A 16404-nucleotide genomic window follows, 5' to 3' on the forward strand; every position below is an offset into this window, starting at 1 on the left:
GGAGCTTGCAATGTTGGCTACGAACAAACGCGCCGTGCTGGCCGAAGCGATGCTGGGCGATACGCCTGCCAAGATGGCCTTGCACAAACTGGGACTTGTGGTGCTGGGGGTGGTGGGTATGGCTGTCAGTGCCAAGATGGTTGTGCCGATGTGGCCTGTCCCGATGACCATGGGAACCTTCGCGGTGTTGACAATGGGCGCGGTGTACGGGCCGCGACTGGGCGTGGTCACGATCCTCGCCTACCTGCTGTGTGGGACGCTGGGGCTGGACATCTTTGCCGGGTCCTCTGCTTCTGTTAACGGCCTGGGCTACATGGCCGGTCCGACTGGCGGATACCTGGTGGGGTATGTTCTCGCTGTTTTGACACTGGGTCTGGCTGCCCGCGCGGGCTGGGACAGGACTCCGCCGCGCATGGCCCTGGCCCTGCTGGGCGGGAACATTGTCATCTACCTGCCCGGTGTCTTGTGGCTCGGCGTTCTGTTCGGCTGGGACAAGCCGCTGATGGAATGGGGCGTTCTGCCATTCCTGTTGGGCGATGCCCTGAAGCTGAGTCTTGCGGCCTGTTTGGTTCCTCTTGCGTGGCGGGTTTTCCGCGCGCCGTCGTCGGGCCGTTGATTGGGCAGATTGGGGGGCTTTGACGTAGAGCGCCGGGATCAGACGAGCCTCATGGCCCGCAGCTTGCGCGATCCGCGCCTAGAGATAAGCTGACCCGCAGGTCTTCATGGCGAAGATACATGGTGGCATGTCCGACAGGTTTTCTGGAACGGCGGCGGCATCAGAGTATTCTGATAATTAACATAACTCTGATTATCAGTCGTCATATCGGCCAATGGCACGAAGCAAAAATGCCGGAGAACGCCGACCGGATGGGCCGCGTCGCCTTACATCTAGAGGCCGAGTTTGCGGCACCAGCTTTTCATGGTGTTTGTGCAGGCAGGTTCACGGCCTGCCCGCCCGGCGTTGGCCGAACCGGCGTTCGTAGAGAATCCGATAGGCCTCGGCGGACGCGGGCAAGTGATTGCGGACAGCGGTCTCATACGCGTCGGTGGACGTGCGGGTCATCGCGTCAATGATGGCCCTGTGCTGATCGACGATTGCGGTCATATGGCCCTTGTCGTCGTATTTCACGACCCGGATCGGCTGGGCCATGCGGGCGTGCCGCGCTATCAGATCGGCCAAGCGCGGATTATCGCAGCAACTGTACTGACGTTCGTGAAACCGCTGGTTCAACTCGTAGACGCCTCGAAAATCCTCACGCCGGAGGGCGGCTTCGTGCTGGCTGGCGATGTCGCGAAGTTGTTCGATAAGGGCCGGAGCCACCGGCAAAGGAGTTCGTCGGGCCGCGGCGGTTTCAAGCACGATTCGAAGATCGTATAGCGCGTCGACCTCATCGGGCGTGTAGTCGACCACTTCCACGCCACGACGGGGCCGGTGCACCAGAAGTCCGTGGCTCTCAAGCTCCGCAAAGGCGTGGCGGACGACGTGACGTTTGACGTCATACGCCTCCATGACGCTGTCTTCGGTGATGCGTGAGCCCGGCGGATAAACCCCGAAGATAATGTCGTTTTCCAGGTCCTTCAGCAGCGACGTCGGCATCGTTGATCCTCGTTTTTGGGTCCTGTTCGCACTTTACCCAATAGTCCGGGAAAGCTCCATCAATATTATTATTGATAATTTTATTGTCAAAAAATTAGGCGACTGGTATGGTCGCCAAAGTTTCAAATCGGGAGGGAAATCATGAAGCATCTAACCAGCGCGCTTGCGATCACCGCAGCACTCTGCGCCACCGGGGCACACGCTTGGGAAGCCACCGAAGGCAAACCCTATGACGGCGAAATAGTGCATGTCCTGGCTGTCAAATCCAGCCAGTTCGAGGCCCACGAAGCACGGGTCGAGGCCTTTGAGGCCGCTACGGGCATCGACGTTGTCTATGACTACGTGCCTTTTCCCAACATGAAAGAAGCGCTGACAACCGAAATGGTCGCCGGCGGGGACTACGATGTCGTCTCGATCATGGATCAGTGGGTGCCGTCCCTGTCGCTGTTGGTGCAGCCAATCGGCGACGAGATCGCCGCACAGGGCACCAACCTTGATGACTTCCCGGCTGCGCATCTTCGCCATGGCATGTTGAACGGTGAGCTTGTGGGTCTGCCGGTGCGCGGCCACGTGCAACTGTTGTTCTATCGCACTGATCTGCTGGAACAGGCGGGTGTCGAACCCCCCAGCACCTGGGAAGAGGTCGTCACCGCCGCCAAGGCGGTACAGGAGTCGACCGACGCTTCGGGGATCGCGCTGCCCTACGGCAAGCTGAACGGTCAGAACCTGATGGTCTGGATCAATCTGCTTTGGGGTCACGGTGGCGAGCTGTTCGGCGAAGACGGCGAGCCGCTGTTCAACTCGGAGGCCGGGATAGCCGCGACCAAGCAGTACATCAGCCTGTTGACCGAGGAAAAGATCGCCCCCGCCGGGTCCGCCACATTTGTCGAGCAGGACGCGGTCAACAGCTTCAAACAGGGCAATTCCGCGATGCTGCCCGTCTGGTGGTGGGTCCGCTCGCAACTGACCGATCCCGAGCAATCGCGTATCAGCGCCGATCAGCTTGGCTTTACCTCGCTGCCATCGGTGGGCGATGCGGCCAAGACGACCTTTACCAACACCTGGGTCTTTGCGGTGACCGAACACGCGGACAACAAGGACGCTGCCGCCGAATACCTTGGATGGCTGACCGATCCGGCGCTGGAGCGCGATGTTCTGCTCGACGACAGCCTTGATGAGGTGGTTGCGGTGCATTTCTCGAACCTGCGCGACGAAGAGGTCAACGCTCGTTGGGGTGGCATGCATGCGGCGGCCGCCGACGCGCTGGAGAAAGCCGAAGGCATGGCGTTCGGCGACAACTGGCCGCGTGTCTCCGAGATCCTCGAAACCGCGATTTCCAGCCTTGCCAGCGGTGAGGAGACCGACACGGCGACCGCGCTGAACCATGCCGCCGACGAGATCAAGCGAATCCGCTGATCCGGGGCGACTGGCGCGCGCTGCTCCCCGCGCGCGCCACTTTCTCAATCTTACAGAGGTGCGTCATGCAGGATCGATCCCTGTCTTACCTGCTATTGGTCCCGGCATTCCTGATCGTGCTGGCCACCACGCTTTATCCGCTTGCCTATTCGCTGGTCACCTCGTTCCGCGAATGGGACCTGACCAAACAACGCCGCCCCGGAGAGTTCGTCGGCCTTGACAACTATGGCTTCGCCTTTACCGAGCCGGGCTTTCAGAACTCGCTCTGGGTCACCACGATCTTTGTCGTGACCAGCGTTGCCCTGACCCTCGTGCTGGCCATGTCTTTGGCGTTGTTGCTGCGGCGCAAGGGCAAGATGCACACGTTCACACGGGTGATCCTGATTCTGCCGTTCGCGATGAGTCCGGCGCTGATCGGGGTCAGCTATCGCTTTATGTTCAACCCGGAATTCGGCGTCATCGCAAAGGGCCTTGGCGCGGTCTTTCCGGCGCTCGAAGGCGTGCCCTGGCTGGCCAGCCCGGATCTGGCGATGGCCATTCTTGTGCTGACCGATGTCTGGCACTGGGCGCCCTACATGACCTTCATGTGTCTTGGCGGGCTGGCCTCCGTGCCGCGCGAAACCGAAGAAGCCGCCCGCATCGACGGCGCCTCCAGCCTGCGGATCATCTTTGGCATCGTGCTGCCGCAGATGAAAGGCGTGCTGCTGGTGATTGCCGTGTTGAAGACGATCTTCGCGCTGAAGATGTTTGACCAGGTGGTCACCCTGACCGGCGGCGGTCCCGGCACATCGACCGAAACGCTGGCGTTCTTCATCTTCAACGTCGGCTTCAAATGGTTCGACATGGGCTATGCCTCGGCGCTGGCCTGGATCCTCACAGCAATCATGATGCTGATCTCGATCTGGTACGTCCGGATGCTGCTCAGCGAAAGAAAGATGGCCACGGCATGAGCAAATCCGTTTTCTGGTGGGTCGAGCGCGCGCTGCTGCTCTTGATCTCCACCATCGTCCTCTTCCCGATCGCCTGGATGTTTTTGACCGCGTTTAAACGCCCCAAGGACGCCTATTCCCTGTCGCTGGATTTCAGCCCGACGCTGTCGAACTTTGTCACCGTGTTTTCGGACCCATGGAACCTGGGCGACATGGTGATGAATTCGGTGATCGTGGCCTCTGTCACGGTGCTGATCGCGGTGCCCTGCGCCTCGCTTGCGGCCTATTCCTTCTCGCGGTTCCGCGTGAAGGGGCGGAAGTTCCTGTTCTTCCTGATCCTGTCGACCCAGTTCATTCCGGCGGTCGTGATCGTACTGCCCTTCTTCCTGATGTTCCGCTCTTTGGGCCTTTTGGATACGCGGGCTGCTCTGATCATCGTCAACCTCGCCATCGTGACCCCCTTCGTGATCTGGATGATCAAGGGGTTTATCGACGCCATTCCCACCGACAGCGAAGAGGCGGCAATGATCGATGGCGCGTCGCGCCTGCGGGTCATCCGCGACATCGTGCTGCCGATGGCGGCACCCGGCATTCTGACCTCGTCCATCTTCTGTTTTATCCTGACCTGGAACGAGTTCCTGTTTGCGCTGATCCTGACGCGCCGCGACGCCGTCACCCTGCCCGTGGGGCTGGTCAGCTTCCGTACCGAACGCGGCGACCTGTGGGAATTGATGAGCGCCGCCGGGGTCATGATCACGGTGCCGATCTTCATCATGGCGTTGCTCATCCAGAAACATTTCACGCGCGGCATGACAGCCGGCGCGGTCAAATAAGGGGGCCCGGAAATGGCCGAAGTTCAGCTTGTCGACGTGGAAAAGAAATATGGCGAATTCCTTGCCGTCCCGAAACAGAGCCTGACCATCGAAGAAGGCGAATTCCTTGTCCTGCTCGGGCCGTCAGGTTGCGGTAAAACCACCACCATGCGGATGATCGCGGGCCTTGAGGATATCACCTCGGGTGATCTTTTGATCGCGGGCGAGCGGGCGAACGACAAGCCGCCCAAGGACCGCGACATCGCGATGGTGTTCCAGAATTACGGGCTCTACCCCCACATGACGGTGGCCGAGAACATCGGCTATCCGCTCAAGCTGCGCGGCATGGATCGCAAGACGCGTGAGGCACGGGTTCAGGAAACCGCCGAGAAGGTCGAACTGCAAGCCTTGCTGAAACGCCGCCCTTCGGAACTGTCGGGCGGCCAGCGCCAGCGGGTTGCTCTGGCCCGCGCCATCGTGCGCACGCCCAAGATCTTTCTGATGGACGAGCCGCTGTCGAACCTTGATGCCAAGCTGCGGGTGACCATGCGGGCGGAACTGAAGCACCTGCATCACGAGCTGGGCGTCACGACCGTCTATGTCACCCACGACCAGATGGAGGCGATGACGCTGGCCAGCCGCGTCGCGGTGATGCGCGAAGGTCGGATCGTGCAACTGGATACGCCCAAAAAGATCTACTCGGAACCGGTCGATCTGTTTGTCGCGGGCTTCATCGGCTCGCCGTCGATGAACCTTGTCGAAGGCCGCATCACCGGCGGGGTATTCAACGCACCCGGCGTCGCTTTGCCGGTGTCCGGTCCGGACCGTGACGGCGTGGTGATGGGCGTCCGCCCCGAGGATCTCCAGCTTGTGACCGAGGGCCAGGCCCCGATCGCGGGCAAGCTCTACGCCCTGGAACTGACCGGAGACTCGACGCTGGCCACGCTGCGCGACGGCACCACCTCGATCTGCGCCCGCGGACCGGCGGATTTCGACGCCCCGATCAACGCGCCCTGCGCCTTTGCACCGAAACCCGGCGCACGCATTCACCTGTTTGACAAGAAGTCCGGCCAGCGCATCGACGCTTGAGCCTTAGGAAAGGAAAATCGGATGTCTCAACTTTCACAGACCGACGCCGACGCGCGGCACATCACGCGGGATGACTATGTCTCCTGCACCGTGGCCTTTATCGACTGCAAGAAGCCCGGATCACACCTCAAGGAAAACTATTCGATCATCGGCCCCGGTGTGACCTCGTCCGATGAGCAGGTCATCAACCTGCCGGAGCCGCATGGCTTCAACATCGGGGCAGCCGCCATGCCCAACGGCATCACCAACAACCTGCACATCCATTTCACCGCCGAGGTGTTCATCGTGCAGAAAGGCGAGTGGACCTTTCGCTGGGGTCCGAACGGCGAAAACGAGGTGCTGGGCCGCGAAGGTGACATCGTTTCGGTCCCGACATGGATTTTCCGCGGCTTCACCAATGCCGGGCCGGACGATGGCTGGCTGTTCACCGTGTTGGGCGGCGACAACACCGGCGGCGTGATCTTTCACCCCGAAATCATCCGCGAGGCGGCGGATTACGGGCTTTTTATTTCTAACGACAACACGCTGATCGACGCCAGCCGTGGCGACAAGGTGCCCGACGAAAGCGGACGCATCCCGCCGATGCCCGACAGTGAATTCGCGGACCTGCGCAAGGTATCGCGCGAAGAGATGATGCAGCGGGTGGTCACCGCCGAGGCGCGCGATTTCCGGCCTGCCTTTGTCGACGCCGCCCTGCCCGGCTGCGGGGCAGAAATCGCCCCGGTGATCGGTTTCGGCCTGACCCAGAATCGCGATCACGCCTCGCCGATCACCAATCCGCACGGTTTTTCAGTGGAATGGCTGCGCATCGGCGCGGGTCAAAAGGTCAGCCCCTTCACGCTTGACGACAAGATGGTGCTGATCCTCCGCTCCGGCAAGCTGCGGCTGAGCCTCAACGAGGGTGCCGATGTCACCGTCGATCTGGACGCGCGCGACACCTATTCCATCCCCGCCGGTGTGGTCCGCAGCATCGAAACGCTGGGCGACACCCCTGCCGAGGCGCTGGTCGTGGTGTCTGGCGACCATCGCAAGCGTCCGCAGTTCAGCGATGCGGTGCTCGCTTCCGCGCGCGCGGCGGGACAGGCGCTCGACGCTGGCGGTTACGTGGCCAAGGCGGCGCTGCTGCCCGATTACAAGCGGGCCGGATGATGCGCGAGAACCTTGTCAAAAACCGCCTCGCGGCGGGAGAGGTCGTGGTCAACGGCTGGCTCTCCATCGGGTCGAGCTATTCCGCCGAAGGCATCGGACATTCCGGTGCGCATTCGGTCACCGTCGACTTGCAGCACGGGATGATGGGCTTTCAGGAGGCGCTGCACATGCTACAGGCGCTTTCGGCCACCCCGGCGGTGCCGCTGGTGCGGGTGCCGGACCTTGATCCGGCCAAGATCATGCATCTGCTCGATGCCGGGGCTTACGGGATCATCTGCCCGATGATCTCGACCCCTGAGGAGGCTGCCACCTTTGTTGCCGCCTGCCGCTACCCGCCGCATGGCAACCGCAGTTTTGGCCCCTCGCGCGGGTTGCTTTATGGCGGCAAGGATTATGTCGCTCTGGCCAACGAGACAGTGATGGCCATCCCGATGATAGAAACCGCCGAGGCCGTCGACCGGATCGACGACATCCTTGAGGTGGACGGGATCGACATGATCTATGTCGGGCCCAACGATCTGGCGTTCTCCATCGACGGTCACGTGGGGTCATCGCGTCCGGGTTCAGAGGCGGCGATCACCAAGGTGCTGGACGCGGCGCGGCGCAAAGGCGTGCCTGTCGGTATCTTTTGCGCCGACGCCGAGGACGCAAGGGCCCGCCATGCTCAGGGCTGCGCGCTTGTCACGCCGGGCAATGACTTTGGGCATCTGACACGCAGCATGTCCGGCGCGGTCGGCGCTGTGCTGGGCGACCGTGCCCCGGCCACGCCTCCGGCAAAGGCGGCCCATGGCTATTGAGTTGACGGACGGGCGGCCATGGGTGTTGTTGTCCGGGACGCTGTGCACCGATGCGGTGTTCGACGGGTTGCTGGATGCGCTTGGCGTGCCCTCCGCCTCGTGCAGACCCGTCGCCCTGCGGCGTCCCGCAGTCGAGGATTACCTGCCGGAACTGCGGGCAGCCTGCCTGCCCGGCGCGGTTGTCTGCGGCTTTTCACTTGGCGCTCTGGTGGCGGCGCACTTGGCCGACAGGTTGCTCGCCAGTCAGTTCATCCTGTTCGGACTGAACCCTCATGCCGACGATCCCGCCAAGCGCGAAGGCCGGTTGCGTCTTGCTCGGGACGTTGCTGTGACTGGTGGCGCGGCCGCTCTTGCGCAGCGGCTGGCGCCTCTCTGCGGTCCCGATCCCAAGGCGGCGCGAAGACAGATCCTGGCGATGGCGGACGAAACGGCGGACGCGATTCCGGCACAGACGGAGCTGGCGCTGAGCCGTCCGGGGGCCTTGGAGTCGCTGGCCCAAGCACGCGCGCCGGTCAGCCTCTTCACCGGCACAAGAGATGCGGCCGCGCCATTCTGGATGGCGCAGGATGCGGCCAACGTTGCGCGCCATGGGCGGGCGATCCCGTTGGCCGGCCTTGGGCACTATGCCCTTGTCGAGGACCCGGCAGCCTGTGCAGAGGCGGTGAACCACCACGTTATGCAAGGGCCTGATCTGATCTGACACGGCACACATGCCCGGACCCTATTGCGGGGTGCGGCATCGTCGTTGGCCGCATTCCCGGTGCCGCGACGACCGAAGACCGTGCGGCGGATAGACTTGCGCAAAGCGCCGCCGACACTGTCAGGACAGAGGCGGATCAATCAGCAGTCCAGAGACTTTCAGGGCTTTCCAATAGGCGAAGTCCGCATGGTGCACCAGAATGCACTCGAGTGACCGTTGCAGGTGCTCGCCTTCGTGCGAATGCGCTCCGGCGATATGCGCAACCTCGATGGGCAGGCCAACCGTGAGACAGATGTGCCAGCCATGCGCCGGGTGACGCATGGCGGGAAAACCGCAGGAAGACGGCCGGTCGGTCCACCCTGCCCGTCGCGCGGCATTGAATTCAAAGGGCTTTCCCACGTCGTGCAAAAGCCCTCCTGCTATCAGGATATCGACGTCAAGCGGCAGATCCGGATCCGACGCTTTCAGCGCCTCGCCACTGGCGCGGGCCATGTTTGTCACCGCCCGGATATGGGTGAGCTGGCTGCCGGTCCTGAGCTGAAGCCGACCCGGAGAGCCGCATCCTTCCATGTCGGATATGCGGCGCAGCCCTTCCTCAGCCAATGCATAGCTCCACGCCTCCACCACCTTGGCGCGCAGGTCGCGATTTCGGATATCTTCAAGTTCCGGCAGGTCGCGCGTCACATGGGCCGCGATGGCCGCTCTGGTGTCGGACGTCTCGATGGAAGAGGCCGTCATTCCGGCGACCTCCGGTAGGGGCTTGCGCTGTGCAGCGCGCTTTCCGGAACATCCACTTCTTCGGCGAGCAGGCGAAACGACAGGGTTTTTCCATGGCCGTCGAGATTGAGCGAGGAATTCACGCCCCCTTCCAGCACATTGTCGATCACGAAATTGAAGATGTGCAGCTGCGGCAGGTCGTAGCGCTGAACTTTCGTGGTGCCGCGATAGCGAAAAACGTCATGCACGCGCTCGGCGGTCAGTTGGTCAGCGATCGGGGCAAAGGCGCCATTCTTGTAGGGAATGATGCTGATGTTCAGCCTGTTGCCCTTGTCGCCGGCGCGCCCGTGCGCGACCTCATGCAGCGGCACTCTGATAATCGGGTCGTTGTCAGTCACAGCAGATCCTCGCTGGCAAAGCACTGGGATTGGGTTTCGATCGCGGACCGTTCCGCGAGGTAGGATCGCGTCACGACCCTGCGGGTGACGCGCCATCTTGCCCCGCCTGTGCCCGCCGTGCCGCAGCACAGAAGCGCCAGCACCTCGCGGGCGGATTGCTCGACATCGTTTCGGTTCGATCCGGCAGCGGCCAGCCTGACGCGGATGTCTGACGGGCCTGCCCCGTGATCCTGCCTGCTGAGCGCGCCATCGTCGGCGTCATGCACGCTTGATATACCAATCAGGTCAAAACGCGCGGTCACATCGAGGCCCCGAAACTTCAGCCGGTCGCGCAGCACCTGCCGGGTGGCCTCGGCGCGGGCCAGCGCATTGGGGCCGGCGACGGACACCTCGCCCTCTCCCAGGTAGCTGCCGCCGAAACAGGCCGTGACCTTGAGCTTTTCGGGACGGGCGCGGCCCGACACGCCAAGGATCTGGACGCGGTCTTCGGCCACCTGCCGCAGGGTCACGTTGCTGAGGTCGACGGTCACGTCCGGGGTGATGTAGTGCGACGGGTCGTGGATTTCGTAGAGCAACTGTTCCTTGATGGTGCGCACATCGACAAGCCCGCCGGTGTCTGCGGCCTTGCCGATGATGATCGAGCCGTCCGCGCCGATTTCCGCAATTGGAAAGCCGATGTTTTCCGGGCACGGGATCTCCTTGTAGCCGGGTTCGAAGAACACCCCGCCACAGACTTGCGACCCGCATTCCAGAAGATGTCCTGCGGTCGCGCCCGCGGCCAGCAGGTTCCAGTCGTCAGCCGACCAGCCGAAATGATGGATCAGGGGTGCCAATGCCAGCGACGGATCGCCGGTGCGGCCGCAAACCACGACATCGGCCCCTTTGGCCAGCACGTCGACAAGCGGCTGGGCGTCGAGATAGGCATTCGCCGACACGAGTGTGCCGTCATGGACGTCAATGCCCTCATCCGCCTCATAAACTTCGAGTTCATCCAACGAAACCCGTTCCCGGATGTCGTCGCCCGTCACCACGCCGACACGGAGCCCGGAGAGTTTGAGTCTTTTCGCCAGCCGACTGATGCAGCGTGCGGCCCCCATCGGATTGGCGCCACCGAAGTTGCCGATGATCTTGATGCTGTTGTCAAAGCAGTCTTTCAGAATGGGTTCGAGCAACGGTTCAAGCATGGGCTCGTAGCCGCTGTCATTGGAGGCCGTGCGTTCGAGCTGGGCCAGAGCGACCGTACGCTCGCCCAGAACCTCGAAGAAGATCGCCGCTGGCCTGCCGTCTTCGACAAGCGTCTTAACCACCGGGATCGGTGCGTCGATCCGGTCGCCGGAGAACCCGGAGCCGTTGCCGATCAAGAAGCTTTCACTCATTTTCTCATCCTATTTAGCACACGTGTGCATTATTGACCGTGAGGCTTGAAATGCAACAGGATATTTTTTGACGGGGATATATGGCTTATTGTCAGGTATTTATGGGGGTAAAGCTGTTGTCAGCCGGTTCTCTTCGGTTTGTCGCGTCACAAGTTCTTCACGCTGTATTGCACGCGGTACCAAAATTTTGCTACGGTTGCTGAGGGAGATCGCGAATCGGAGGAGACTTACGTGACCTATCTCGAAGCACTCACAACGCCCGCGGCGTTCATCGCCGGGGCAATTCTGCTGGCCGGAGCAACCTCGGCGCAGGCGCAGGACGTCCGGTGGCAGGCATCCACATGGGGTACGCCGCGCGCAGCCACCGCCGGAGCCGAGGCCTGGGCAGAGGAAATTGCCCGCCGCACGGACGGCGCGTTTCAGATCTCGATCCACTACGGGGGAGAGTTGTCGGCGCCGCGGAACAATCTTGATAATCTGCAACTCGGGGCCTTCGAGGTCGCGAATTACTGCGGGGGATTCCATCCTGGAAAGCACCCGGCGTCCATGGTGGTCGAGCTGCCGTTCCTGCCGTTCAAGGATCCGGCCGATCAACGGGCCGCACATGAGGCGGTCTATTCGCACCCTGCCGTCGAGGCAGAGCTGGCCCGCTGGAATGCCAAGTGGATGATCTCTTCCGTCCTGCCGCAGATGGAACTGATCGGCCGGGGCGATGCGGTGGATTCCGTCGCGGCGATTGAAGGGCTTCGGGTGCGTGCGCTTGGCCCGCTTGGGTCCGCCTATGAAAAGGCCGGGGCGGTGCCGATGTCGCTGTCGGCCCCCGAGACCTATCAGGCGCTGTCGCAGGGCGTGCTGGATTCGGTCGCAATTGCGCACTACGCGATGGCGTCCTATCGGCTTTACGAGCCGTCCGACTGGGTGACCGAAAATCTGGCACCCGGCACGGTGAATTGCCCGTGGGTGGTCAGCATGACCGCATGGGACACGCTGCCTCAGGAGTATCGCGACATTGCGCTTGAGGCGCGGGAAGTGGCCTATGCGGCCTACGCGGAGGCCTACGGGGTTGCCGGTGACAAGGCGTTGCAGACGTTCCGCGATGACGGGCTTGAGATCGTGTCGTTCTCAGACGCAGAGCGCGAAAAGTTCCGCAATCTGGCCGGCGTGCCGCTTTGGCAGGAGTGGATTGCCGAGGCCGAGGCGAAAGGGCTTCCCGGACAGGAGCTTTTTGACCGGATGATGGCTGCCGTTCCCGGCAAGTAACCCCCGCGTGACGGTCGGTTGAATGGAGGCCTGAAAACATGACTGAGGATAATGGCGGGCAGCGGCGATTTCGACATCGCCCGCCCGGATCGAACTGGGGTGATTTCGGGCCGGATGACCGTCTTGGGCGGCTGAACCTGATCACGCCCGAACGCCGTCGAAAGGCGGCCGAGGAAATCCGCGAGGGCCTCGCCTTCTGTCTCAGCCTCCCGCTGGATATTCCCGGACGCAATGTTCTGAATCCCAACCGGAAAGCGCCGACCATCCGACCGGTGGTCCGCCGTCACGGCGAGGCGTATCACTACCGTGTGGAACAGGAACACGCCGGCGTCGTGGACGTCTCCTGCGACGATGTCATCACCATCTACAGCCAGTACTCCACCCAGTGGGATTCTCTTGCCCACAATGGCGCGCTTTTCGATGCCGACGGCGATGGGATCAACGAAGAGGTCTACTACAACGGCTATCGGGCGCGCGTCGATGTAAGCGCGCCTGACGCCGACACCGGGCGCTCGGGTGAGAACCCGCTTGGCATCGACCGGCTGGCGGAAAGCTGCGTTCAGGGGCGGGGCGTTCTGGTCGATCTTGAAAAGGCCTTCGGCCCGGCCCGAAGGCAGATCGGACGGAGCGATCTTCTGCATGCCCTCGATGTGCTCAAGGTCGAGATCGGTCCGGGCGACATCATGTGCCTGCACACCGGATTTGCGCGGGAACTCTGGAAAATGGGTGACGCGCCCGATGCGGAGGCGCTGGCCCGGATCGGAACAGAGTTTGACGGCGCGGACGGCGACCTTCTGGACTGGATCACGGCATCGGGTATCGCGGCGCTGGTGGCGGACAATGCCGTGGTCGAGCACAGGCCCGCGGCCCCGCGCAGCGAAGGCGTGCTGCTGCCGTTGCACAATCACTGCCTGTTCAAGCTCGGTTTGCCGCTGGGCGAGCTTTGGTACCTGTCGGATCTGGCCGCTTGGCTGGACCGGACCGGCAGGACCCGCTTTTTCCTGAGCGCACCGCCGCTGCGCCTGCCCGGTGCGGTCGGCTCACCGGTCTCGCCCGTCGCAACGGTTTGAAACGTCGGCCTTATCAAAGAGGGGAGACCCAATGGCGCAGACCATGAACAGACCCGACAAGTGTCTCGTTGCTCTGGACCGGGGCGTCGGCGCGATCGAAAACATCGGCGCGGCGCTTGGGGCCTGGGTCATCTTCGGCCTGCTCTGGCTGAGCGTGGCTGAAATCCTGTCCCGCAATCTACTGGGGGCACCGCTGCGCGGGCAGTTTGACGTGCTGGTGCTGGTCGGTCCGATCTACGGACTGCTGGGCCTGTCTTATTGCTATCGCAAGGCGGGGCATGTCCGCATGGATCTGGTGAGCCGCCAGCTTACCGGACGCCGCGCGCATCTGGTCGAGCTCATAATCGCCCTCTGCGCCATGCTGATCACGGTGCAGCTGTTTCAGGGGTCGTTTTCCCACTTCAGCCGCTCCTACATGATCGGTGACACCACCATCGCGATGGACTGGCCGACCTGGCCGTCCAAGCTCATAGCCCCGCTGTCATTTGCGGTGCTCTCGGCGCGTCTGGTGCTGACGATCTGGGCTTATGGGCGGCTGTTTCTGGACCCGCGCCGACAGCCGATCGCCACGCCGGTTCCCCCGGACCCCGTGACCGAAGCCGTCGACTGAGCCCCCTTTTGCAGAACTGATCAAAGGATCGAGACATGGACCCTATCACCGTGGGACTCATCGGCATTGCCGGGCTGTTTCTTCTTATTCTCGCCGGTTTTCCCATTGTGTTCGCCGCAGCCATCACCGGCTTTCTCGGGCTGAGTTTTCTGAAAGGCTTTGCGGTCGCCACCAATATTTCGGGTCTGATCCCCTATGACAGCACCGCCCGGTACGAGTTGTCGGTTCTTCCGCTCTTCATCCTGATCGGCTTTCTGGCAAATTCGGCCGGCATGATAAACGGTGCCTACAGGTTCGCCCGTGCGTGGCTTGGCTGGATGCCGGGCGGTGTGGGCGTCGCCACGATCTTTGCCAGTGCCGGTTTCGGAGCGGTGTCAGGCGCCAGCACGGCGACCGCCGCGGTCTTTGCTCGGGTCGCCATTCCCGAATTGACGAAAAGCGGTTATTCGCTCCGGAACTCTGCCGCTTTGGTGGCGGCGAGCGGCACATTGGCGTCGCTGATCCCGCCGAGCACGATCCTCGTCGTTTATGGCATCATCGTCGAGGAATCGATTGGCAAGCTGCTTCTTGCCGGTTTTATTCCCGGCTTTTTTTCCGCCGTCGTCTATGCCGCCTATATCGTGTTCGCAGCCCGGACGACCTCCGGAGAGCGCCCTCAGATCATCCGGGCAAGCTGGCGCAACCGGCTGGCCGAGGTGCCGCGCGTGCTTCCCATCATCGCGGTCATTCTGGTCATCATCATCGGGATGTCGTCGGGCTGGTCCACACCCACAGAGGCCGGGGCCGTCGGGGCCGGGATTGTCTTTGTCATGTTCCTGCTTTCGGGCAGATTTTCGATCCGGGAACTGCACGCCTGCCTGATGGATTCCATTCGGCTGACCGTGATGATCTTCGCGACCATCTGGGGGGTGCTGATCCTTGCACGGTTCCTCGCATTCAGCGGGTTGCCGGGGGCGGTTGCCAACTGGATCGTCGCGCTGGACATGCCGGCCTCGGTGATCCTCTGCATCATCCTTGCCGCCTATGTCGTGTTGGGGATGTTCATGAACGCGATCGGCATGCTGCTGTTGACCTTGCCGATCATTTTTCCGGCGATTGTCGAGCTGGGGTTTGATCCGATCTGGTTCGGCATCCTCGTGGTCAAGGTCGTCGAGATCGGACTGATCACCCCACCTGTCGGTTTGAATTGTTTCGTCGTGGCCGGCGTGCGTCCCGACATTCCGCTTGGCGGGATCTTCAAGGGCGTCATTCCCTTTCTGGTGATGGATCTGGTGACAATCGCGATCCTGTTCGCCTTTCCCATGATCGTCCTCTGGCTGCCGAGCATGGTGTAAGCGAACGGGTTCACAGAGGTTTGTGGTAACGCAGGGCTTCCGATAACGTGTCGATACGCGCGGCGACGGGGAAAGGGTGAAAGACGCAGGATGAGCAAGAAATCAGCCGGAAGCCGGGTAACTGCCGATGACGTTGCGCGTGCGGCGGGTGTTTCCAGATCGGTGGTGTCACGGACCTTTACCAAAGGCGCATCGGTCTCTGAAAAGCGGCGAAAGCTGGTGCTGGCGGTCGCAGAGAAGCTGGGCTACGAGCCCAATATCGCGGCGCGGGTTCTGGCGGGAAAGTCCAGCAACGTCGTGGGCATTCTCATCGGTCCCCTGCTCAATCCCTTCCTGGCCGATCTGCTCGACAAGCTGTCAGACAGACTGCGGGAGGAGGGCTTTCTTCCGACCCTGTTCAAGGTGGGGACGGACGGGGACGTGAAAAGCGTCCTGCCCTTCATTGCCCAGTACAACATGGTGTCCACCATCGTGATGGGGATATCGCCCTCCGCTCAGATCTCGAAGGTCTTTGCCAGTCAGTCTCCGATACCTATCGTGCTCAATCTCGGGGTGCGCCGGGATGTCGAGGCCGCGATCGTCACAACGGATCATTTCAGCGGTGGCATGCTGGCGGCCCGCGCGCTTCTTGACAGCGGCGTAACGAAGCCCGCCGTGATGACACGGCAAGTCGAGACCGAGATCTATGAAGAGCGGGCCGCCGGGTTCCGACATGTTCTCGATCTGGCCGGGGTGGCCTGTGCCCGGTCGGTTGTAACGGAAGGCTCCTACGAGGCGGGCCGTGCCGCCACCCTGGCTCTGATGGCGGGCGCCCCCCGGCCCGATGGTATCTTTTTCGGAAATGACATGATGGCACTGGGGGGGATGGATGCGCTCCGGCTTGATCTTGGCCTTTCGGTGCCGGGCGATGTTGCCGTCGTGGGATACGATGACATTCCCGGCGCGGCCCTTGGCGCCTACCAAATCAGCACGATCCGGCAACCTGTCAACAAGCTGGCTGACAAGGCGGTGGGCATCATTGTCGACTTTGACAAGCAGGGCACCACAGACCTGACAAGCTCTCTGATCGCCCCGGTTTTCGTTCGGCGAAAGACTACCGGATCGACCGGTGCCGAGAGCGTGTGACCGACGGTGATCGACGTCATCGACC

17 protein-coding genes are annotated in these 16404 nt (G+C 62.2%); 13 read left to right on the forward strand and 4 right to left on the reverse strand.

Annotated features, from left to right (window positions below; all coding sequences use genetic code 11):
- Positions 1-10: 10 nt before the first annotated feature.
- Complete coding sequence (locus ACN0S5_RS18195) at positions 11-616, forward strand: biotin transporter BioY (RefSeq protein ID WP_417210160.1); 606 nt, start codon at positions 11-13, stop codon at positions 614-616.
- A gap of 324 nt (positions 617-940) precedes the next feature.
- Here the strand turns inward: ACN0S5_RS18195 and ACN0S5_RS18200 are convergent, their stop codons facing one another.
- Positions 941-1597 carry a GntR family transcriptional regulator gene (locus tag ACN0S5_RS18200; RefSeq protein WP_417210161.1) on the reverse strand — a complete coding sequence of 219 codons (657 nt, stop codon included), beginning with the start codon at positions 1595-1597 and terminating at the stop codon, positions 941-943.
- Positions 1598-1738: 141 nt separating this feature from the next.
- On the opposite strand from ACN0S5_RS18200, the gene ACN0S5_RS18205 reads away from it, so the two are divergent.
- The 7 genes from ACN0S5_RS18205 (at position 1739) to ACN0S5_RS18235 (ending at position 8489) form a co-directional block, all read left to right on the forward strand.
- The gene (locus tag ACN0S5_RS18205) at positions 1739-3013 is read left to right on the forward strand and encodes an ABC transporter substrate-binding protein (protein ID WP_417210162.1); all 1275 of its coding nucleotides are present in this window, start codon (positions 1739-1741) and stop codon (positions 3011-3013) included.
- Between the two features lie 65 nt (positions 3014-3078).
- Entirely contained in the window at positions 3079-3963 is an 885-nt protein-coding gene (locus ACN0S5_RS18210) for a carbohydrate ABC transporter permease (RefSeq protein ID WP_417210163.1), read from the forward strand.
- Positions 3960-4775 carry a carbohydrate ABC transporter permease gene (locus ACN0S5_RS18215; protein WP_417210164.1) on the forward strand — a complete coding sequence of 272 codons (816 nt, stop codon included), beginning with the start codon at positions 3960-3962 and terminating at the stop codon, positions 4773-4775. The genes ACN0S5_RS18210 and ACN0S5_RS18215 overlap by 4 nt, the downstream gene beginning before the upstream one ends.
- A 12-nt stretch (positions 4776-4787) precedes the next feature.
- Positions 4788-5843 (forward strand): ABC transporter ATP-binding protein, encoded by a 1056-nt coding sequence (locus ACN0S5_RS18220; RefSeq protein ID WP_417210165.1) that lies wholly within the window; start codon positions 4788-4790, stop codon positions 5841-5843.
- A gap of 21 nt (positions 5844-5864) precedes the next feature.
- On the forward strand, positions 5865-6992 hold the full coding sequence (locus ACN0S5_RS18225; protein ID WP_417210166.1) for a hypothetical protein: 1128 nt from the start codon (positions 5865-5867) through the stop codon (positions 6990-6992).
- Positions 6989-7789: an HpcH/HpaI aldolase family protein gene (locus ACN0S5_RS18230; protein WP_417210167.1), complete on the forward strand. Its 801-nt coding sequence runs from the start codon at positions 6989-6991 to the stop codon at positions 7787-7789. Before ACN0S5_RS18225 ends, ACN0S5_RS18230 begins: the two co-directional genes overlap by 4 nt.
- On the forward strand, positions 7779-8489 hold the full coding sequence (locus ACN0S5_RS18235) for an alpha/beta fold hydrolase (RefSeq protein ID WP_417210168.1): 711 nt from the start codon (positions 7779-7781) through the stop codon (positions 8487-8489). The genes ACN0S5_RS18230 and ACN0S5_RS18235 overlap by 11 nt, the downstream gene beginning before the upstream one ends.
- A gap of 120 nt (positions 8490-8609) precedes the next feature.
- On the opposite strand, the gene ACN0S5_RS18240 is transcribed toward ACN0S5_RS18235, so the two are convergent.
- From ACN0S5_RS18240 to ACN0S5_RS18250, 3 genes are read right to left on the reverse strand one after another with little or no spacing between them, the layout of a single operon-like run.
- Positions 8610-9227: an HD domain-containing protein gene (locus ACN0S5_RS18240; protein ID WP_417210169.1), complete on the reverse strand. Its 618-nt coding sequence runs from the start codon at positions 9225-9227 to the stop codon at positions 8610-8612.
- On the reverse strand, positions 9224-9604 hold the full coding sequence (locus ACN0S5_RS18245) for a hypothetical protein (protein WP_417210170.1): 381 nt from the start codon (positions 9602-9604) through the stop codon (positions 9224-9226). Before ACN0S5_RS18245 ends, ACN0S5_RS18240 begins: the two co-directional genes overlap by 4 nt.
- The gene (locus ACN0S5_RS18250) at positions 9601-10980 is read right to left on the reverse strand and encodes an acyclic terpene utilization AtuA family protein (RefSeq protein WP_417210171.1); all 1380 of its coding nucleotides are present in this window, start codon (positions 10978-10980) and stop codon (positions 9601-9603) included. Before ACN0S5_RS18250 ends, ACN0S5_RS18245 begins: the two co-directional genes overlap by 4 nt.
- 231 nt (positions 10981-11211) lie before the next feature.
- Between ACN0S5_RS18250 and dctP the strand changes: the two genes are divergently transcribed.
- The 5 genes from dctP (at position 11212) to ACN0S5_RS18275 (ending at position 16379) form a co-directional block, all read left to right on the forward strand.
- Positions 11212-12240, forward strand: a complete 1029-nt coding sequence (dctP, locus tag ACN0S5_RS18255; protein WP_417210172.1) for a TRAP transporter substrate-binding protein DctP — start codon at positions 11212-11214, stop codon at positions 12238-12240.
- Between the two features lie 38 nt (positions 12241-12278).
- Positions 12279-13310 (forward strand): cyclase family protein, encoded by a 1032-nt coding sequence (locus tag ACN0S5_RS18260; protein ID WP_417210173.1) that lies wholly within the window; start codon positions 12279-12281, stop codon positions 13308-13310.
- A gap of 31 nt (positions 13311-13341) precedes the next feature.
- Positions 13342-13920 (forward strand): TRAP transporter small permease, encoded by a 579-nt coding sequence (locus ACN0S5_RS18265; RefSeq protein ID WP_417210174.1) that lies wholly within the window; start codon positions 13342-13344, stop codon positions 13918-13920.
- Positions 13921-13955: 35 nt separating this feature from the next.
- Positions 13956-15254, forward strand: a complete 1299-nt coding sequence (locus ACN0S5_RS18270; RefSeq protein WP_417210175.1) for a TRAP transporter large permease — start codon at positions 13956-13958, stop codon at positions 15252-15254.
- A 90-nt stretch (positions 15255-15344) separates the two neighbouring features.
- A complete protein-coding gene (locus tag ACN0S5_RS18275; protein WP_417210176.1) occupies positions 15345-16379 on the forward strand; it encodes a LacI family DNA-binding transcriptional regulator in 1035 nt (344 codons plus the stop codon).
- The last annotated feature ends 25 nt before the right edge of the window (positions 16380-16404 follow it).

It is taken from the genome of Antarctobacter sp. (assembly GCF_048262615.1).
GTDB lineage: Bacteria > Pseudomonadota > Alphaproteobacteria > Rhodobacterales > Rhodobacteraceae > Antarctobacter.

What these genes read in the sequence shown, in the direction of transcription:
- ACN0S5_RS18275 (WP_417210176.1), top strand. Translation starts at nt 15,345, where the DNA reads ATGAGCAAGAAATCAGCCGGAAGCCGGGTAACTGCCGATGACGTTGCG.
- ACN0S5_RS18225 (WP_417210166.1), top strand. Translation starts at nt 5,865, where the DNA reads ATGTCTCAACTTTCACAGACCGACGCCGACGCGCGGCACATCACGCGG.
- ACN0S5_RS18270 (WP_417210175.1), top strand. Translation starts at nt 13,956, where the DNA reads ATGGACCCTATCACCGTGGGACTCATCGGCATTGCCGGGCTGTTTCTT.
- ACN0S5_RS18210 (WP_417210163.1), top strand. Translation starts at nt 3,079, where the DNA reads ATGCAGGATCGATCCCTGTCTTACCTGCTATTGGTCCCGGCATTCCTG.
- ACN0S5_RS18265 (WP_417210174.1), top strand. Translation starts at nt 13,342, where the DNA reads ATGGCGCAGACCATGAACAGACCCGACAAGTGTCTCGTTGCTCTGGAC.
- ACN0S5_RS18240 (WP_417210169.1), bottom strand. Translation starts at nt 9,227, where the DNA reads ATGACGGCCTCTTCCATCGAGACGTCCGACACCAGAGCGGCCATCGCG.
- ACN0S5_RS18230 (WP_417210167.1), top strand. Translation starts at nt 6,989, where the DNA reads ATGATGCGCGAGAACCTTGTCAAAAACCGCCTCGCGGCGGGAGAGGTC.
- ACN0S5_RS18220 (WP_417210165.1), top strand. Translation starts at nt 4,788, where the DNA reads ATGGCCGAAGTTCAGCTTGTCGACGTGGAAAAGAAATATGGCGAATTC.
- ACN0S5_RS18200 (WP_417210161.1), bottom strand. Translation starts at nt 1,597, where the DNA reads ATGCCGACGTCGCTGCTGAAGGACCTGGAAAACGACATTATCTTCGGG.
- ACN0S5_RS18215 (WP_417210164.1), top strand. Translation starts at nt 3,960, where the DNA reads ATGAGCAAATCCGTTTTCTGGTGGGTCGAGCGCGCGCTGCTGCTCTTG.
- ACN0S5_RS18250 (WP_417210171.1), bottom strand. Translation starts at nt 10,980, where the DNA reads ATGAGTGAAAGCTTCTTGATCGGCAACGGCTCCGGGTTCTCCGGCGAC.
- ACN0S5_RS18260 (WP_417210173.1), top strand. Translation starts at nt 12,279, where the DNA reads ATGACTGAGGATAATGGCGGGCAGCGGCGATTTCGACATCGCCCGCCC.
- ACN0S5_RS18195 (WP_417210160.1), top strand. Translation starts at nt 11, where the DNA reads ATGTTGGCTACGAACAAACGCGCCGTGCTGGCCGAAGCGATGCTGGGC.
- ACN0S5_RS18205 (WP_417210162.1), top strand. Translation starts at nt 1,739, where the DNA reads ATGAAGCATCTAACCAGCGCGCTTGCGATCACCGCAGCACTCTGCGCC.
- ACN0S5_RS18235 (WP_417210168.1), top strand. Translation starts at nt 7,779, where the DNA reads ATGGCTATTGAGTTGACGGACGGGCGGCCATGGGTGTTGTTGTCCGGG.